We start from the raw sequence: 17,925 nt of genomic DNA on the forward strand, positions 1-17,925 counted from the left end.
CATGCCCGCCCTGCTGTTCGTGCTCTACGTGGTCGTCGAGATCGCCGCGCTGTTCGCCGTCGGTCAGCTGATCGGCGCGATGCCCACCATCCTGCTGCTCATCGCGGGCTCCGCGGCGGGCATGCTGTTGATCGGCTCCCAGGGGCGGCGGGTGTTCGACCAGTTCCGCCGCGCCGGACGCGGCGAGATCGCTCCCGGCACCGCCGTCGCCGACGGCGCGCTGGTCGCGACGGGCGGAGTGCTGATGTTCGTGCCCGGCCTGGTGACCTCGCTGTTCGGGCTGCTGTTGCTGCTGCCGCCGACCAGGATGCTGGTGCGTCCCATTGTCACCGCGCTCGCCGCTCGCCGCTTCGGCCGCCTGCTGAGCCGCGCGCAGTACCGAGGCGTCGTCATCGACGGCGACGAGGTGATCGACGGCGTCGTCGTGCAGCAGTGGTACGACGACGGTCAGGGCAACGCCCGCCGGGCGGTCGGCCCGGCCTGACGGTGGGCCGTCCACGGTGATCGACCGAATCCGGCATACGGCAGACTGGTGACCCGTGGGTACCCAGTTGCTGATCGGCGGTCGTTTCTACAGCTCTAGTTCACCGGACGCGACCGCGATGGCGGTCAGCGACGGCACGGTGGTGTGGCTCGGCGCCGAACGGCCCGGCCGCGCGCTGCACCCGGACGCCGAGGTCATCGACTTGGACGGCGCGTTCGTCGCGCCCGCGTTCGTCGAGCCGCACGTGCACGTGACGGCGCTCGGCCTGAAACTCACCGGACTCGACCTGTCGGGCACGCGGTCGCTGGCCGACTGCCTCGCGGCGGTGCGCGAACACGCCGCCGCCCGCCCGGACGGCGCGATCCTCGGCGACGGCTGGGACGAGACCCGCTGGCCGGAGGGTCGCCCGCCGACGATCGAGGAGATCGATGCGGCGGCTGGGCCCGGCCGCCAGGTGTATCTGGCCAGGGTGGACGCCCATTCGGCGGCGGTGTCCTCGGCGCTGCTGAACGCGGTGCCCGAGGTGACCTCGGCGGCCGGGTTCACCAGGGGCGAACCGCTGCGCGGCGCGGCGCACCATCTCGTGCGCGCCGCGGTGCTGGGCGGTCTGGACCGCGCGCGCCGGGACGAGGCGCGCCGTGCGGCGCTGGACGCGGCGGCCGCCCGCGGCATCGCGGCGGTGCACGAATGCTCGGGACCCGACATCGCGGGCCGCGACGACGTGCGTGAACTGCTGGAATTCGAGCACGGTGTCGAGGTCCGCGCCTACTGGGGCGAGGCCGTGACCAGTGCCGAGGAAGCCAAGGCCTTGGTCGCCGAACTCGGCGTGCACGCGCTCGGCGGCGACCTGTTCGTGGACGGATCGCTCGGTTCGCGCACCGCCTGGCTGCGCGAACCGTACGCCGACACGCCCGGGACGGGTACCGGATATCTGGACATCGACGCCATCGCCGCGCACCTGCGAGCGTGCACCGCGGCGGGCATTCAGGCGGGCTTCCACGTCATCGGCGACGCGGCCATGGACGCGGTGGTTGCCGGCTTCCAGCGGGTCGCCGACGAGCTCGGCGGCCCGGCCGTCGCGGCACGCGGACACCGCGTCGAGCACGCCGAGATGGTGGACGCCGAGCAGATCGGCAAGCTCGCCTCGTGGGGCGTGATCGCCAGTGTCCAACCGGTTTTCGACGCGACATGGGGTGGCCGGGACGGCATGTACGCGGCCCGGCTCGGCGCCGAGCGTGCCGCCGCGCTGAATCCGTTCGCGGCCATGGCCGCCGCCGGTGTGTCGCTGGCCATCGGCTCGGACGCGCCGGTGACCGCGCTGAATCCGTGGCAGGCCGTGCGTGCCGCCGTCGACCATCGGACGCCGGGCCACGGCATCTCGCCGCGCGCGGCCTTCGCGGCCGCCACGCGCGGGGCTTGGCGCGCGGGCGGCGTGCGCGACGGCGTCGCGGGCACCCTCGTGCCGGGCGCGCCCGCCTCGTACGCGATCTGGGAGGCCGACGAACTCGTCGTCGCGGCGGCCGCCGACTCCGTGCAGCGCTGGTCCACCGACCCGCGCTCGCGGGTACCGGGACTGCCTCCGCTGGAACCGGATTCGGCGTTGCCCCGGTGCCTGCGCACCGTGCACCGCGGCGTCACCCTGTTCGAGGCATGACGATGCCCGGCCTCGTGCGCACCCGCGTGGCACCGGAAAACCTCCGCGGTGTGGCGGCGCGCGCCGTGGCCGCGCTGGTCGCGGGACTGCTTCTCTTCGGCAGCTTTCCGCCGCGGCCGTTCTGGTTCCTCGCGCCGGTCGGCATCGCCGTGCTCACCGCGACGGTCCGCGGCGCGGGCGGCCTGCGCGGCGGCTTCGGCTACGGAATGCTCGCGGGGCTCGGCTTTTTCGTGCCGCTGCTGCCGTGGACGGGAATCTACGTCGGGCCCGCGCCGTGGCTGGCGTTGTCCACCGCGTGCGCGGTGTACCTCGGATTGTTCGGCCTGCTGACCAACCTGATCGGGCGGCTGCCCGGATGGCCGCTGTGGGTGGCGCTGGCCTGGGTGACGACGGAATGGGTGCGGTCGAGCTTTCCGTTCGGCGGATTTCCCTGGGGGCGGCTGGCTTTCGGGCAGGCGGACGGCTGGTTCCTGTCACTGGCCACGGTCGGTGGCGCGCCGCTGATCGGCTTCGCGGTGGCGCTCACGGGCACCGGGCTGGCGGCGCTGGTCGAACGGCTGGCCATGACGCGCTCGGCGGGCGCGCTGGAGCCGGACGCTTCCGATGATGAGGCGAAGTCCGCTGCGGGCGAGCGGAACTCGGCGGACGATGCCGCGCGCATCGGGTCGGAGAGATCCCGGGCGGTCCTCGCCTCGAGGACCGGAATTGTCACCGCGGCAGCGACTTTGGCTATCATGCCGGTCGCCGGAGTGGTGCTCCGGTCCGCGCTGCCCGCCCCCGAGGACGGTGACCGGACGATCACGGTCGCCGCGATTCAGGGCAGCGTGCCGCGGCTCGGCCTCGACTTCAACGCGCAGCGACGAGCGGTGCTGGACAACCACGTCCGGCGCACCGAGCAGCTGGCCGACGACGTCGCCGCGGGGCGGGTGCGGCAGCCGGATGTGGTGATCTGGCCGGAGAATTCCTCCGACATCGATCCGCTGCGCAACGCCGACGCCGCGGCGGTCATCACGCGCGCCTTCGAGGCGATCCACGCGCCGATCCTGGTGGGCGCCGTGCTGGTGAACGGCGATCGCACCACGACGAATTCGGTGATGGTGTGGAACGGCGCCGCGGGGCCGGGGGACCGGCACGACAAGAAGATCATCCAGCCGTTCGGCGAGTACCTGCCGATGCGATCCTTCTTCCGGCTGTTCTCCGAATATGCCGACCGGGCAGGCTATTTCGTGCCCGGCAACGGCGACGGCACGGTGCGCGCCGACGGCGTCGACATCGGCGTGGCGACCTGTTACGAGGTCGCCTTCGACCGGGCCTTCCGTGATTCGATGCGGGCCGGAGCGCAGCTGCTCACCGTGCCCACCAACAACGCGACCTTCGGCGACAGCGAGATGACCTACCAGCAGCTGGCCATGTCCCGGGTGCGTGCGGTGGAGCACGGCAGAGCGCTGGTGGTCGCGGCGACCTCCGGTGTCAGCGCGATCGTCACCGCCGACGGAGCGGTGCCGCAGCAGACCGATCTGTTCGTGCCCGCGGCCCTCGTCGCGGACCTGCCGTTGCGCAGCAGCACCACGTTGGCTACCCGAATCGGCGCCACACCGGAATGGGTCTCCGCTATCCTGACCGCTGCCGCCGTCGTTGTTGCATGGTCCCGCCGGCGGAGGTCGCGGTCTGTCTACGCGACCGACCAGTGCTTTTCGGTCGACCAATCGGTCGGCTGACCTGGATAACGATCTCACCGACAACCGAACATCCGGTCTTTTCCGGGGCAGGCGCGGCCTCCGTAGCCTGTTCGTGATGTTGCGCGCTGTTTGCTGACGCGACTCGCGAGGTCGATCCTGTCCGCGGCGCCTGCCATCGGACCTCGGTGTTTGCGGTCCGCGACGCTGCCCGACCTGCGAGTTTGCGAAAATTTAGCTGGTGAAAAGGACGTTCTGCCAACGTCGTTCGATGTGAAACAAATCCAATACGTCGGCCATCCGGCATCTGAAGTGCTCCGAATCATAGGGCGTGGATCACACGTCCTACGGCTCGCGATGCGTGCCCGCCGTAGGGGGGTCGGGGACTTGCGTCAGTTGCGGCAGAACGGAGTGATTAATGAGTTCATTGGCCACCGATCCCGTCGACCAATGCACTTCGGGCGAATTTTCGGCACAACCCTTCGCTCTCTCCCCAGCGCAGACGGCCCTGTGGTATGCCCAGCGGATTCGGCCCGACGTACCGTTGACGATCGCCCAGTACGTCGAGATCCACGGGGACCTCGACGTAGGGTGCCTGCTCTACGCGATCGAGCGTTTCGGTGCCGAGACCGAGGTTGGGCACGTACGGCTGGCGGAGATCGACGGTGTTCCGCACCAGGTGGTCGACTGGTCCCGCCGTCCCGGCTGGGGTCGCATCGACATGCGCGGCGAGCCCGATCCGCGCGCTGCCGCACTGCGCTGGATGACCGAGCACGCCAGCTCTCCCATCGATCCGGAACGTGATCCGCTCACAACCAACGTGGTGCTGCGCGTCGGCGAGTCCGAGTACTTCTGGTACTCGCGCGGACATCACATCGTCATAGACGGCTACGGCGCGATGAACGCGCTGACCCGGACGGCCGAGATCTACACCGCCGTGCAGAACCACACGGAGCCGTCGGTCTCGCGCGCAACCGGGCTGGCGCAGATCTACGCTGACGAGTCGGCCTATCGCGAGTCGAGTCGATTCCGCACCGACCGCGACTACTGGCGCGAGCAGCTCGCGGACGCGGGCGGGCCGCTGAGCCTGTCCCATGTCGCGGTCACCACCTCCACCCCCGATCCGGGCAGACGCCTGGCCATGGGCATGCTCGACGACCGCGCCGACGCCGCCATGACGTCCGCGACCGCGGCGTTCCACACGTCCAACTCGACGCTGTTCGTGGCGGCCCTGGCGTGCTACGTGCGCTCGGTGACCGGCGATTCGGACGTGGTGCTCAGCTTGCCCGTCGCGGCGCGAACCACCGTCGCGCTGCGTCGTTCGGCGGGTGTGCTGTCGAACGTGGTGCCCATCCGCCTTCGCTTCGACGCCGACACCACCGTCGGTGACGTGGTGCGCTCGACGGAGCTGCAGATCACCGGCGCACTGCGCCACCAGCGCTACCGGCACGACGACATCCGGCGCGACTGCGGCTACTCCAGGGACGCGCGCGGGTTCTTCGGACCGATGGTCAACATCATGCTTTTCCACAACGAGCTGAAGTTCGGCGATCTGACCGGCTCGCTGCACGTGCTCGCCACGGGACCGGTGGAAGACCTCTCGATCAACCTCTACAACGGCGAAGCCGACCACATCCACGTCGACTTCGAGGCCAACCCGCGGCTGTACGGCGACACCGAGGTCGCCATGCACCACGCTCGTTTCCTCGACTTCCTAGGCGAGTTCCTCGAGTCCGAGCCGGAGACCGCGGCGGCGTCACTGTGCGCCATCACCGACACCGAACGCGAACTCGTGCTGCGCGACTGGAACGCCACCGAGGCTCCGGTCCGGGACGACACGCTGGCCGGGCTGTTCGCCGACCGAGTCGCGATCTCCCCGGAGGCGACGGCGGTCGAGTTCGAGGGACGCGCGCTGACTTACCGCGAACTCGACGAACAGGCCAACCGATTGGCACGGTTGCTGATCGCCCGCGGCGCGGGCCCGGACACGGTGGTCGGTCTCTGCCTGCGGCGCAGCATCGAGCTGGTGGTCGGCATGTACGCGATCGTCAAGGCGGGCGCGGCGTATCTGCCGCTCGACCCCGATCACCCGGCCGATCGTATCGGCGGCATCCTCACCCAGGCCGAACCCGTGTGCCTGATCGGCGCCGAGCGCGATGGGCTGGCACTGCCGCCGCACACCCCGGTGCTGACGCTGGACACCATCGACCTCTCCCGTTTCGACGCCGCGCCGGTGACGGACGCCGACCGCAGGGCGCCGTTGCGCCCCGAGCACCTCGCCTACGTCATCTTCACTTCGGGATCCACCGGAAGGCCCAAGGGCGTCGGGGTATCTCACGCGGCGATCGTGAACCGGCTGCGCTGGATGCAGCACGAATACCCGCTCGATCACACCGATGCGGTGCTGCAGAAGACGCCTGCCACCTTCGACGTCTCGGTCTGGGAATTCTTCTGGCCCTTGCAGATCGGTGCACGGCTGGTGGTCGCGACGCCGGACGGTCACCGTGATCCCGCCTACCTCTCCCGCGTCATCGCCGAAAAGCGCATCACGACAGTGCATTTCGTGCCGTCCATGCTGTCGGTGTTCGTCACCGACACCGATGTGCGTCAGTGCGTCAGCCTGCGCAGGGTGTTCTGCAGCGGCGAGGCGTTGCCCGCCGCGACCGTTCGCGACTTCCACGGGGTGCTGCGCGGAACCCGGCTGCACAACCTGTACGGACCCACCGAGGCCGCCGTCGACGTCACCTACTGGCCGTGCCCGGAGGAGCCGGAGACGGTGCCGATCGGCTCGCCGGTCTGGAACACCCAGACCTACGTGCTGGACCCGCAGCTGCGGCCGGTGCCGCCCGGTGTCGTCGGCGAGCTGTACCTGGCAGGCGCGCAGCTGGCGCGCGGCTACCTCAGACAGCCGCGGCTGACCGCCGACCGCTTCGTTGCCAACCCGTTCACGCCAGGGGCGCGCATGTACCGCACCGGCGATCTCGCGCGCTGGCAGCTGCGGCCGACGGCGGACGGCCGCGGCGTGCTGGAGTACCTGGGTCGCACCGACTTCCAGGTGAAGATCCGCGGCCTGCGGATCGAGCTCGGCGAGATCGAGGCCGCGCTGCTCGACGACGATCGCGTCGCGCGGGCGGTCTGCGTCGCGCACGCGGGACGCGCCGGCGACGAACTGGTGGCCTACGTCGTCGCGTCGCAGGGCGCCGACTTCGAACGCCTCGACACCACGACACTGCTGGCCTCGCTGCGGCGCACGCTGCCCGCCTACATGGTGCCCGCGGCGCTGATCGAGCTCGACGAACTGCCGCTCAGCGCCAACGGCAAGATCGACCGCAAGGCGCTGCCGATGCCGACCCTCGTCGCGCGGACGATGCCGGTCACCGCCGCGCCGCGCACCGAGGTGGAGCGGGCGCTCGCCGCGATATTCAGCGAGGTGCTCGACATCGAGGCGGTCGGGCTGGAGGACGGCTTCTTCGATCTCGGCGGCAACTCGCTGGTCGCCGCGCGCGCCGTGGCCCGGATCAACGTCGCGCTCGGCACGGCGCTGACCATCAGGGACCTGTTCGAGGCCTCCACGGTCGCCGCGCTCACCCAGCGATTCGCCTCGCACACCCCGGACACCAGCTCGCCGCGGCTCGTTCCCGCCGAACGGCCGGAACGGATTCCGCTGTCGCTGGCGCAGCAGCGCCTGTGGATCCTGAATCGCTTCGCCGAGCACGCCGCCGCCTACAACATGCCGCTGGCGGTGCGCCTCGACGGACCGCTCGACCACGCGGCGCTGCGCGCAGGCCTGGTCGACGTGATCGAGCGCCATGAGAGCCTGCGCACCACTTTTCCGGAGAGCGCCGCAGGTCCGTATCAGCTGATCCATCCCGCCGCGGACATCCCGCTCACCCTGGACCCGATCGACGCCATCGGCGCCGAAATCACCGAGCTGGCCACCGAGTTCGCCGGGTACGGCTTCGATCTGCGCAGCCAGGCCCCGATCCGGGTCGCGCTCTGGCAGACCGGCCCGCAGCAGCACGTGTTCCTGATCGTGCTGCATCACATCTGCGGTGACGGCTGGTCGGTGACACCGCTGGCCAACGACCTGATGACCGCGGTGGCGGCGCGGGTCGACGGCGTCGCCCCGCAGTGGACTCCGCTGCCGGTGCAGTACGCCGATTTCGCTCTCTGGCAGCGCGAACTGCTCGGTGACGAGGACGATCCGGCCAGTGCGCTGAGCCGTCAGCTGACCTACTGGCGCTCGGCGCTGACCGGACTGCCCGATCAGCTCGACCTGCCGCTCGACCGCCCGCGTCCGATGCGTCGCTCCACCTCCGGCGGCCGGGTCGCCTTCACGATCTCCGCCGAAACCCGCCGTGCCGCAGCGGAACTCGCCGCAAGCCGGGGCGTCAGCATGTTCATGGTGCTGCACGCGGCGCTGGCGACCCTGCTGGCCCGGCTGTGCTCGAGCACCGACATCGCCGTCGGCACCCCGATCGCCGGGCGTTCCGATCCGGCGCTCGACAACCTCGTCGGCATGTTCGTGAACACCTTGGTGCTGCGCACGGAGGTCGATCCGGCGGCGGGCTTCGACCGGATGCTCGACGTGACGCGCGAGACCGACCTCAACGCGTTCGCCAACGCCGACGTGCCGTTCGAGCGGCTGGTCGAGTTGGTCAACCCGGAGCGGACGGCCGCACGGCATCCGCTGTTCCAGGTGATGCTCTCCTACGACGGCACGCCGGAGCTCGCCATCGATCTGCCGAACGTGACGGCGCGAGTACTGCCGCTCGCGTCCGACGTCGCCAAATTCGACCTGCAACTCGAGGTGCACGACAGTTTCGGCGAGGGACCGCTCACCGCCGAATTCCGCTACGCCACCGATGTTTTCGACGAGCGCACGGTGGAGTGGTTCACGCGGCGGTTCGTCGCGCTGCTCACCGCGGCGGTCGCGGCGCCGGAGATGCCGGTCGGCGACATCGACATCCTCGACCGCAAGGAATCGGCCAACCTGGTGCCGATCGCCGCGGCGCCCGCCGAGCCCCAGATCTCGCTGGCCCGCTTGCTCACCGCCACCGCCGAACGGCTGCCAGACGCCGTCGCGGTGCGCTACCTCGGGGAGGACACCACCTACCGCGAGCTCGACGAGAGGTCGAACCGCTTGGCGCGCGTGCTGATCGAGCACGGCGCCGGGCCCGAGGTCGTGGTGGCCGTCGCGCTGCCGCGCAGCCTGGACTCGATCGCCGCCATCTGGGCAGTCGCGAAAACCGGTGCGGCGTATGTGCCCATCGATCCGGGCTACCCGGCCGAGCGGATCGGGCACATGATCGCCGACTCCGGCGCGATTCTCGGCCTGACCATCCCGGAGTGCTTGGCTGCCATGCCGGAATGGCCCGCGTCGCGCGGGCGGCACCGCAAGTCGTACGTCGACTGGCTGGTGCTCGGCTCGACAGAACTGGCCGACGAATGCGCCGATCAGTCCGTCGCGCCGATCACCGACGTCGACCGGCACCACCCGCTACGGACCAGCCACCCGGCGTACCTGATCTACACCTCGGGTTCCACCGGCATACCGAAGGCCGTCGTGGTGACCCACGCGGGCATCGCGTCGCTGGCCAGCGAGCAGACACATCTGTTCGGCGTCACGGATTCCGCACGCACACTGCACTTCTCGTCACCCAGCTTCGACGCCTCGGTGCTGGAGCTGCTGCTCGGCTTCGCGGCGGGCGCGACCATCGTGATCGCGCCCGCGGGCATGTACGGCGGCGCCGAGCTGGCGGATCTGCTGCGCTCCGAACACGTCACGCACGCGTTCATCACTCCCGCCGCGCTGGCCACCGTACCGGACGAGGGACTCGACGAGCTCGAGGCCGTGATCGTCGGTGGCGAGGCGTGCTCCGAGGAACTCGTGACGACCTGGTCGGCGCGGCACCGCATGCACAACATGTACGGACCGTCCGAGGCCACCGTCGCCGCCACCGCGTCCGGCCCGATGACGGCAGGAAGCCCTGTGCCGCTCGGCATGCCGGTGCGCGGTATGCGCCTGTTCGTGCTGGACGCGCGCCTGCGCCCGGTCCCGCCGGGCACACCGGGCGAGCTGTACCTTTCCGGCCCCGGCTTGGCCCGCGGCTACCTGGGGCGTTACAGCCTGACGGCGCAACGCTTCCCGGCGAATCCGCACGGCAGGCGCGGTGAAAGGATGTACCGCACCGGCGATCTGGTGGTAGCCGACCACGCCGGGCGCCTGCGCTTCCTCGGCAGGGCCGACGACCAGATCAAGATCCGCGGCTTCCGCATCGAGCTCAGCGAGATCGACCACGCGTTGCGCGCGCACCCCGGGGTGAGTTTCGCGCTGACGATCGTGCACACCGGCGAGCACGGCGACCCGCGGCTGGTGTCGTATGTGACGGCGGAGCAGGACGCCGCGTCCGTCACGCAGGCCGCGATCCTCGAGACCGCGCGGCAGCGGCTGCCCGGCTACATGGTGCCCGCCTCGGTGATGGTGCTCGACGAACTGCCCGTCGCGCCGACCGGCAAGCTCGATCGAAAGGCCTTGCCGCAGCCGGTGTTCGCGGCCGCGGGTCCGTCCAGGGCGCCGCGCACCGAGGCCGAGATCCGGGTGGCAGGCTTGTTCGGCACGGTGCTCGGGCATCCGGTCGAGGGCGCCGAGGACAGCTTCTTCGACATCGGCGGCACGTCGCTGCTCGCCACTCGGTTGGCCGCCGCGCTGCACGCGGAGTTCGGTGTCGACCTGCCGGTGCGGACGCTGTTCGAGGAGCCGACGGTCGCCGCGGTCGCGCTCCGGATAGCGGAAGCGCCCCGGACGCAACGGGTGCCGCTGGCTGTTCACACCCCGCGTCCGGGACGCATCCCGCTGTCGCTGCCGCAGCAGCGACTGTGGTTCCTCAATCGATTCTCGCCCGAATCCAGCGCCTACAACATCGCATTCGTCATTCGAATCGACGGCGATCTGGACGTGGCGGCGCTGCGCGCTGCCCTCACCGACCTGGTGGAGCGGCACGAGGTGCTGCGCACCGTGTACCCGGAGGACAGCGGCGGCGCCCAGCAGTTGGTGCTGCCGATCGGCAGGGCGCTGCCCTCGGTGGAGCCGATCGCGGTAGACGAGGCGGCGGCGAAGGACGCGTTGCGCGTGCTCGCGCGCGGCGGCTTCGACCTGACCAGGGACACGCCGCTGCGAATCGCGTTGCTGCGCACCGGTGCCCAGAGCTATCAGCTCGGCATCGTGCTGCACCACATCGCGGCCGACGGCTGGTCGCTCGGCCCGCTGACCCGCGACCTCGCGGTGGCCTACGCGGCGCGCCGCGACGGCCTGGTGCCGGACTGGACGCCGCTTCCGGTGCAGTACGCCGACTTCGGGCTGTGGCAGCGGGCTTGCCTCGGCGACGAGAACGACCCGGACAGCGCTGCGGCCGCGCAGCTGGCCTACTGGCGCGACGAGCTGGCCGAGCTGCCCGCCGAGCTGCCGCTGCCGTATGACCGGCCGCGGCCCCTCGATCCCACACAGCAGGCGGGCACCGTGCGGTTCACCGTGCCGGAGCCGGTGCAGCGCGCGCTGGCCGAACTCGCGCGTGCGCAGGGTGTCAGCCTGTTCATGGTGCTGCGCTCGGCGCTGGCCGTGCTGCTGCGGTTCGTCACCGGCGAACGCGACATCGTCATCGGCACGCCGGTCGCCGGACGCACCGACACCAAGCTCGACGAGCTGGTCGGCATGTTCGTGAACACCATGATGCTGCGCTCGGACGTGGATCCGGACCGGCCGTTCACCGCCCAGCTGCGCGCCGACCGCGACACCGAACTGAGTGCGATGGCCAACGCCGACGTGCCGTTCGAGCGAGTCGTCGAGGCGCTGGGCAGCGTCACGGGGGTCGGGGCGAACCGCCCGCTGATCCAGGTGGCGCTGACCGTTCAGGACGGCCCCGCGCCGACCCTGGAGTTGCCCGCGCTGGCGCTGAGCGCCGAGGAACTCGACATCGCGCGCGCGAAGTTCGAACTGGAACTGCGGGTCGCGACCCGCGACGACGGCGCACGAGCCTTCGAATTCATCTACGCAGCAGAGCTTTTCGACGACGCGACGGTCGAGACGCTGGTCGATCGTTTCCTGCGCGTGCTGGACGCGGTCACCGCGGACCCGCACATGCCGGTGCGCGAGATCGATGCGCGCACCGAGACCGAGCGCAGGCTGCTCGGCCCGGCGACCGGCGGGGCGACCACACCGCAGCTCACCTTGGCGGACTACTTCACCGCCACGGCAAGGCGGAATGCGCGGCGCGAAGCAGTTCGCTCCGGCGATATCTCGCTGACCTACGCCGAACTCGACCGGCGCTCGAACCGCCTGGCCCGTGCCCTCATCGCGCGCGGCCTCGGCGCGGGCGATCGGGTCGCGCTCGGCCTGACCCGTTCGATCGAGTCGGTGCTCACCGTGCTCGCGGTCGCCAAGTCCGGCGCCGCCTTTGTGCCGGTGGACCCGAACTATCCGATCGACCGTGTCCGGCACATGCTGACCGACTCCGGCTGCGAGGTCGGCGTCACGGCGTCCACGCACGCCGAACGGCTGCGTGCGGCGACCGACGGCGCGGTGCCGACCGATGACACGGCGTCGACCCATGGCGCAGTGTCGACCACCTGGCTGCTGCTCGACGACCCGGCCCTGATCGCGGAGCTGGATCACTCGGACGACGGCCCGATCGAGGACGGCGAGCGGCTACGTACCGTGCCGCTGACCGAGCTCGCCTACATCATCTACACCTCGGGCTCGACCGGTAAGCCGAAGGGCGTCGCGGTCACCCATGGCGGAGTGTCGAACTTCGCCGACGAGCTCAGGGAACGGATGCGGGTCGACGCGGACGCGCGGACGCTGCACTTCTCCTCGCCCAGCTTCGACGCCGCCGTGCTCGACCTGCTGCTCGCGGTGGGTTCCGGCGCGACCATGGTGATCTGCCCGCCGGACATCTACGGCGGCGACGAGCTCGCCGAGCTCATGGACCGCGAGCGAGTCAGCCACACCTTCATGACCCCCGCGGCGCTGGCCACCATCGACTACGAACGCTGGCCGCTGCCGCACCTGCGCTCGTTGATGATCGGCGGCGAGACCTGGGGACCGGAACTGGTCGACCGGTGGGCGCCGGGACGGCTGATGTCGAACGTGTACGGTCCGACCGAGACCACTGTTGTCGTCACCGGGGGCGAGGTGGCCGTCGGCGCGCCGATCACCATCGGCACGCTGGTGCGCGGCGCGCGGGCCACAGTGCTCGACGATCGGCTGCGGCCGGTCCCCGTCGGCGTGCCCGGCGAACTGTACCTCGGCGGATTCGGTGTGTCGCGAGGCTATTTCGAGCGTTTCGGCCTGACCGCCGCGCGGTTCGTGGCCGACCCGTTGGGCCCCCCGGGGGAGCGCATGTACCGCACGGGTGACGTGGTGCGGTGGAGCGCCGACCACAAGCTGGTGTACCTCAGCCGCAGCGACCACCAGGTGAAGGTCCGCGGATTCCGGATCGAGCTCGGTGAGATCACCGCGGCGCTGGGCGCGCATCCCAGCGTGCGATTCGCGCACACCGAGGTCAGGCACATCGCGGGCGCGGACCGAATCGTCTCCTTCGTTCAGCCGTCCGACGAGCGGGCGGGCGTGGACGTCGACGCGGTGCGCGAGCACGTGGCGCAACAGCTTCCCGCGCACATGGTTCCGGTGAGCATCACGGTGCTGGACCGGATTCCGCTCACCCCGGTGGGCAAGCTCGACACCGAGGCGCTGCCGGAGCCGGAGTTCACCGCTGTATCCGAAGGACGCGCGCCGGAGACCGAGTCCGAGAAGGTGGTGGCCGCGGTGATGGCCGAGCTGGTCGGCGCGGAGACGATCAGCGCGACCGACAGCTTCTTCGAGATCGGCGGAAACTCGCTGCTGGCAACCCAGCTCGTGGCCCGGCTGGAGGCGGCGACCAACCACCGGCTGGAGGTGCGCGGCGTCTTCGCCGCGCCGACCGTCGCCGAGCTCGCCGCCATGCTCGACTCCGGGCCCGCGGGAACGGCCGCGCGACCCGAGCCGGTGCGGCGCGAACGGCCCGATCGGATTCCGCTCTCCGCGGCCCAGCATCGGCTGTGGTTCCTGAACCGGTTCAACGAGGTCGGCGCGGCCGCCGACGGGCCGGACCGCAGCGCGGGCGCCTACAACATTCCGGTCGTGCTGCGGATGCGCGGCAGGCTCGACGTCGACGCGCTGGTGCACGCGCTGCACGCGGTGCAGGCCAGGCACGAGTCGCTGCGCACGGTGTTCCCCGAGGTGGACGGCGAACCGGCCCAGGTCGTCCTCGACGAAACCGACGCCGCGGTGACCCTGTTCGTCGCGACCGTCGCCCCGGACGGCGTCGACGACGCGGTGCGGCGTTTCGCCGAACCGGGATTCGATCTCGGCGAGAACGTGCCGCTGCGCGCGGCGCTGATCACGGTGTCGGACGAACCCGATCCGGACGGCGTGGCGCCGCCCGCCGCCTCGAGCGACAACGTCCTGGTGCTGGTCGTGCATCACATCGCCATGGACGGCTGGTCGCTGGAGCCACTGGCCGCCGACGTGGCCACGGCCTACCGCGCCGCCTGCGCCGGGCAGCAGCCGGACTGGGACGAGCTGACCTTGCAGTACGCGGATTACACACTGTGGCAGCGGGATAGGCTCGGCGACGAGAACGATCCCGGCTCCGTGCTGCGCCACCAGCTCGACTACTGGCGTACCACGCTGGACGGTGTTCCCGAGCTGCTGAACGTGCCCGCGGACCGGCCGCGGCCGCCGGTGCCGTCCTATCGCGGCGGCACGGTGGAATGCGCGATCGACGCGGTCACCCACCGGGAACTGCATACCGTGGCCACCACCAACAACGTCAGCATGTTCATGGTGCTGCACGCCGCACTCGCGGTGCTGCTGCACCGGATGACGGCCACCGACGACATCGCGGTGGGCACGGCGATCGCCGGTCGCGGCCACCCGGCCCTCGACCGGATGATCGGCATGTTCGTGAACACGCTGGTGCTGCGCACCCGGATCGATCCCGACGCGCGGTTCACCGACCTGCTGCACAGCGTGCGCGACACCGACCTCGACGCGTTCGCCCACGCCGACCTGCCGTTCGAACGGCTCGTCGAGGTGCTCAACCCGGCTCGCTCGCAGTCGCACCACCCGCTCTTCCAGGTCATGCTCTCGGTGCGGAACCGCCCGATCCGGACGCTGGAACTGCCTGGGCTGCACATCGAGGCCGAGGACGGCGACACCGGGATCGCCAAGTTCGACTTGCAGTTCACCCTCACCGAGGAGCAGACCGCACAGCGCGAGCCCGCAGGCATCACCCTCGCGGTGAACTACGCCAGCGATCTGTTCGACGAACGGACCGCGCACGGACTCGGCAAGCGGCTGACGCGACTGCTCGCGGCGATCGCCGCGATGCCGACCACGGCCGTGGGCGATCTGGAGCTGCTCGACCCCGAGGAGTGGACCGGTCTTGCTCCGGTGCGCGGTATCGAGGCCGACCGTCCGATCGTCTTCCCCGAGGTCTTCGAGGCCGCGGCGAACGTCGACCGCACGGCGGTGGCGCTGCGCTCCGACGGCACCCACGTGACCTACGACGCGCTGGATCGCTGGACCAACCGGCTGACACGCGTGCTCATCGGCCGCGGCGTCGGACCGGAAACACTGGTGGCGCTGGGGATTCCGCGTTCGGTCGAGTCGGTCGCGTCGGTGCTCGCGGTCGCCAAGGCCGGCGCGGCGTTCGTGCCGGTGGATCCGCTCTACCCGTCCGGGCGGATCACCCACATGCTCACCGATTCCGGTGCGGCACTGGGCATCACGCTCGCCGAATACCGCGCGGAACTGCCCGACGACATAGAGTGGATCGTGCTGGACGACCCGGACTTCCGCGCGAGCGTGCTCGCGGAATCGGACAACGCGATCGTGCAGGAGGAGCGGGTGTGTCCGCTGCGGGTGGACAACCCCGCGTACGTGATCTACACCTCCGGCTCCACCGGCACCCCGAAGGGCGTCGTGGTGACCCACGGCGGCCTGTCCAACTTCGCGGCCGAGACCGCGGAGCGTTTCGACGTCCATCCCGGCAGCCGAGTCCTGCATTTCGCGACGCCGAGCTTCGACGCCGCGATGCTCGACCTGCTGCTCGCCCTCGGCGGCGCGGCGACGCTGGTGATCACGCCGTCCGGTGTGGTCGGCGGCGCGGAACTGGCGGAGGTGTTCATCGAGGAGGAGATCACCCACGCCTTCATCACGACCTCCGCGCTCGGCACCGTCGACCCGACGGGCGTCACCGATCTGGCGCACGTGCTCGTCGGCGGCGAGGCGCTGCCGCCCGATCTGGTCACCCGTTGGGCGCCGGGCCGCAACCTGTACAACGTGTACGGCCCGACCGAGACCACCATCGTCACGGTGATGTCGCAGCCCATGGAGCCGGGCGGTCCGATCACCATCGGCGGCCCGATCCGCGGCGTCGCCGCGACCGTCCTCGACCACAGGCTGCACCCGTCGCCGGTCGGCGTCACCGGAGAGCTGCACCTGGCGGGCACCGCGCTGGCCCGCGGCTACCTGAACCGCGCAGGACTGACCGCGCAGCGGTTCGTCGCCAACCCGTACGGCAAGCCGGGCGAGCGCACGTACCGCACCGGCGACCTGGTGCGCTGGTGGTCCGGCGCCGTGGAGGGCGAGCACGAGATCGAGTACGTCGGCCGCACCGACCACCAGGTCAAGGTCCGCGGCTTCCGCATCGAGCTCGGCGAGATCGACAGCGCGCTGTTCCGCCACCGCGCCGTCGAGTTCGCCACCACCGTCGGCTACCGCACGCAGGCGGGCAGCACGGCGCTGGTGTCGTACGTGAAGCCGCGCAACGGAACCGAGGTCACCGTGCGGGAGCTGACCGACCACGTGGCCGCGCTGGTGCCGAATTACATGGTGCCGCAATCGATCATGCTCATCGACGAGGTGCCGCTGAGCCCGGTCGGCAAGCTCGACCGGCAGGCGCTGCCCGAGCCGGTGTTCAGCGCGTCCGGCGGCTACCGACCGCCGAGCAACCCCGTCGAGGCGGTGTTGTGCGCGGCCTTCGAGTCGGTGCTCGGCGTGGAGACGGTGGGCGCCGACGACGCCTTCTTCGAACTCGGCGGCAACTCGCTGCTGGCCACAAAGGTCGTCGCGCAGGTGCGTGCCGAGGGGATCGACCTGCCGGTGCAGGCGATGTTCGGCGAGGCGACACCCGCCGCGATCGCCGCGCGGCTGACCGGCTCCGAGGGCGCCGCGGCCGCCATGGCCGGTGCGCTCGGGCCGGTGCTACCGATCCGGCCGACCTCGGCGGGGCGGTCGGCGCCGCTGTTCTGCGTGCACCCGGCGATCGGGTTGTCCTGGTGCTACGCGGGCCTGCTCGCGCACCTGTCGCCCGATCGCCCGGTGTACGGGTTGCAGTCGCCGCACGTCGCGGGGGAGGACGGCTTCTCCTCCATCGGCGAGGCCGCGGATTACTATGTGGCCCACATCAAGTCGGTGCAGGCCGAGGGCCCGTACCACCTGCTGGGCTGGTCGCTGGGCGGCCTCATCGCGCACGAGATCGCGGTGCGGTTGCAGGAGTCCGGCGACGAGGTGGCGCTGCTGGCGATGATGGACAGCTACCAGCTCTCCGACCAATGGCTCGAACACGCCATCCCGGGCGTCGCCGAGATCATCGCGGAGTTCGGCAGCGACGTGGGCGACGGCGACGACCTCGATCCAACGATGAGCCTGCTCGACGCGGCGGAACTGCTGCGCTCGCGACCCGGTGCGTTCTCGGCGCTCACCATCGAGCACCTGGAACGGCTGTACGCGGGTTACGCCAACGGCACGGTGCTGGCGCACGGATTCCGGCCGCGCACTTTCGACGGTGACGTGCTGTTCTTCACCGCCGCGGACGACGAGGTCAACCAGTCCGATCCGACCCGGTGCGCCGCGGCGTGGGAGCCGTTCGTCACCGGCACCGTGCACGACCACGAACTGTTCTGCCGTCATTCGGCGATGACCGCACCCGAATCGCTCGCCGTGATCGGACCGGTGCTGAACCGGCATCTCGAGGGTGAAGCGGGCACAACGAAGGAGGATGCGTAGT

The 17,925-nt window shown here is 70.6% G+C and carries 4 protein-coding genes; all 4 read left to right on the top strand.

Annotated elements, in window-relative coordinates:
- Nucleotide 1: 1 nt before the first annotated feature.
- A complete protein-coding gene (locus AB0H50_RS25310) occupies nt 2-484 on the top strand; it encodes an FxsA family protein (protein WP_357457072.1) in 483 nt (160 codons plus the stop codon).
- A gap of 55 nt (nt 485-539) precedes the next feature.
- A complete protein-coding gene (locus AB0H50_RS25315) occupies nt 540-2,138 on the top strand; it encodes an amidohydrolase family protein (protein WP_357457074.1) in 1,599 nt (532 codons plus the stop codon).
- A 2-nt stretch (nt 2,139-2,140) separates the two neighbouring features.
- On the top strand, nt 2,141-3,856 hold the full coding sequence (lnt, locus tag AB0H50_RS25320; protein WP_357457651.1) for an apolipoprotein N-acyltransferase: 1,716 nt from the start codon (nt 2,141-2,143) through the stop codon (nt 3,854-3,856).
- Nucleotides 3,857-4,232: 376 nt separating this feature from the next.
- Nucleotides 4,233-17,924 carry an amino acid adenylation domain-containing protein gene (locus AB0H50_RS25325; RefSeq protein WP_357457075.1) on the top strand — a complete coding sequence of 4,564 codons (13,692 nt, stop codon included), beginning with the start codon at nt 4,233-4,235 and terminating at the stop codon, nt 17,922-17,924.
- Nucleotide 17,925: the final 1 nt, after the last annotated feature.

Origin of the sequence: Nocardia sp. NPDC050793 (genome assembly GCF_040654065.1) — a bacterium.
Classification (GTDB): Bacteria; Actinomycetota; Actinomycetes; order Mycobacteriales; family Mycobacteriaceae; genus Nocardia.

Excerpts from the sequence above, each read along its gene's own strand:
- AB0H50_RS25310 (WP_357457072.1), top strand. The coding sequence starts at position 2 with ATGCCCGCCCTGCTGTTCGTGCTCTACGTGGTCGTCGAGATCGCCGCG.
- AB0H50_RS25325 (WP_357457075.1), top strand. The coding sequence starts at position 4,233 with ATGAGTTCATTGGCCACCGATCCCGTCGACCAATGCACTTCGGGCGAA.
- lnt (WP_357457651.1), top strand. The coding sequence starts at position 2,141 with ATGCCCGGCCTCGTGCGCACCCGCGTGGCACCGGAAAACCTCCGCGGT.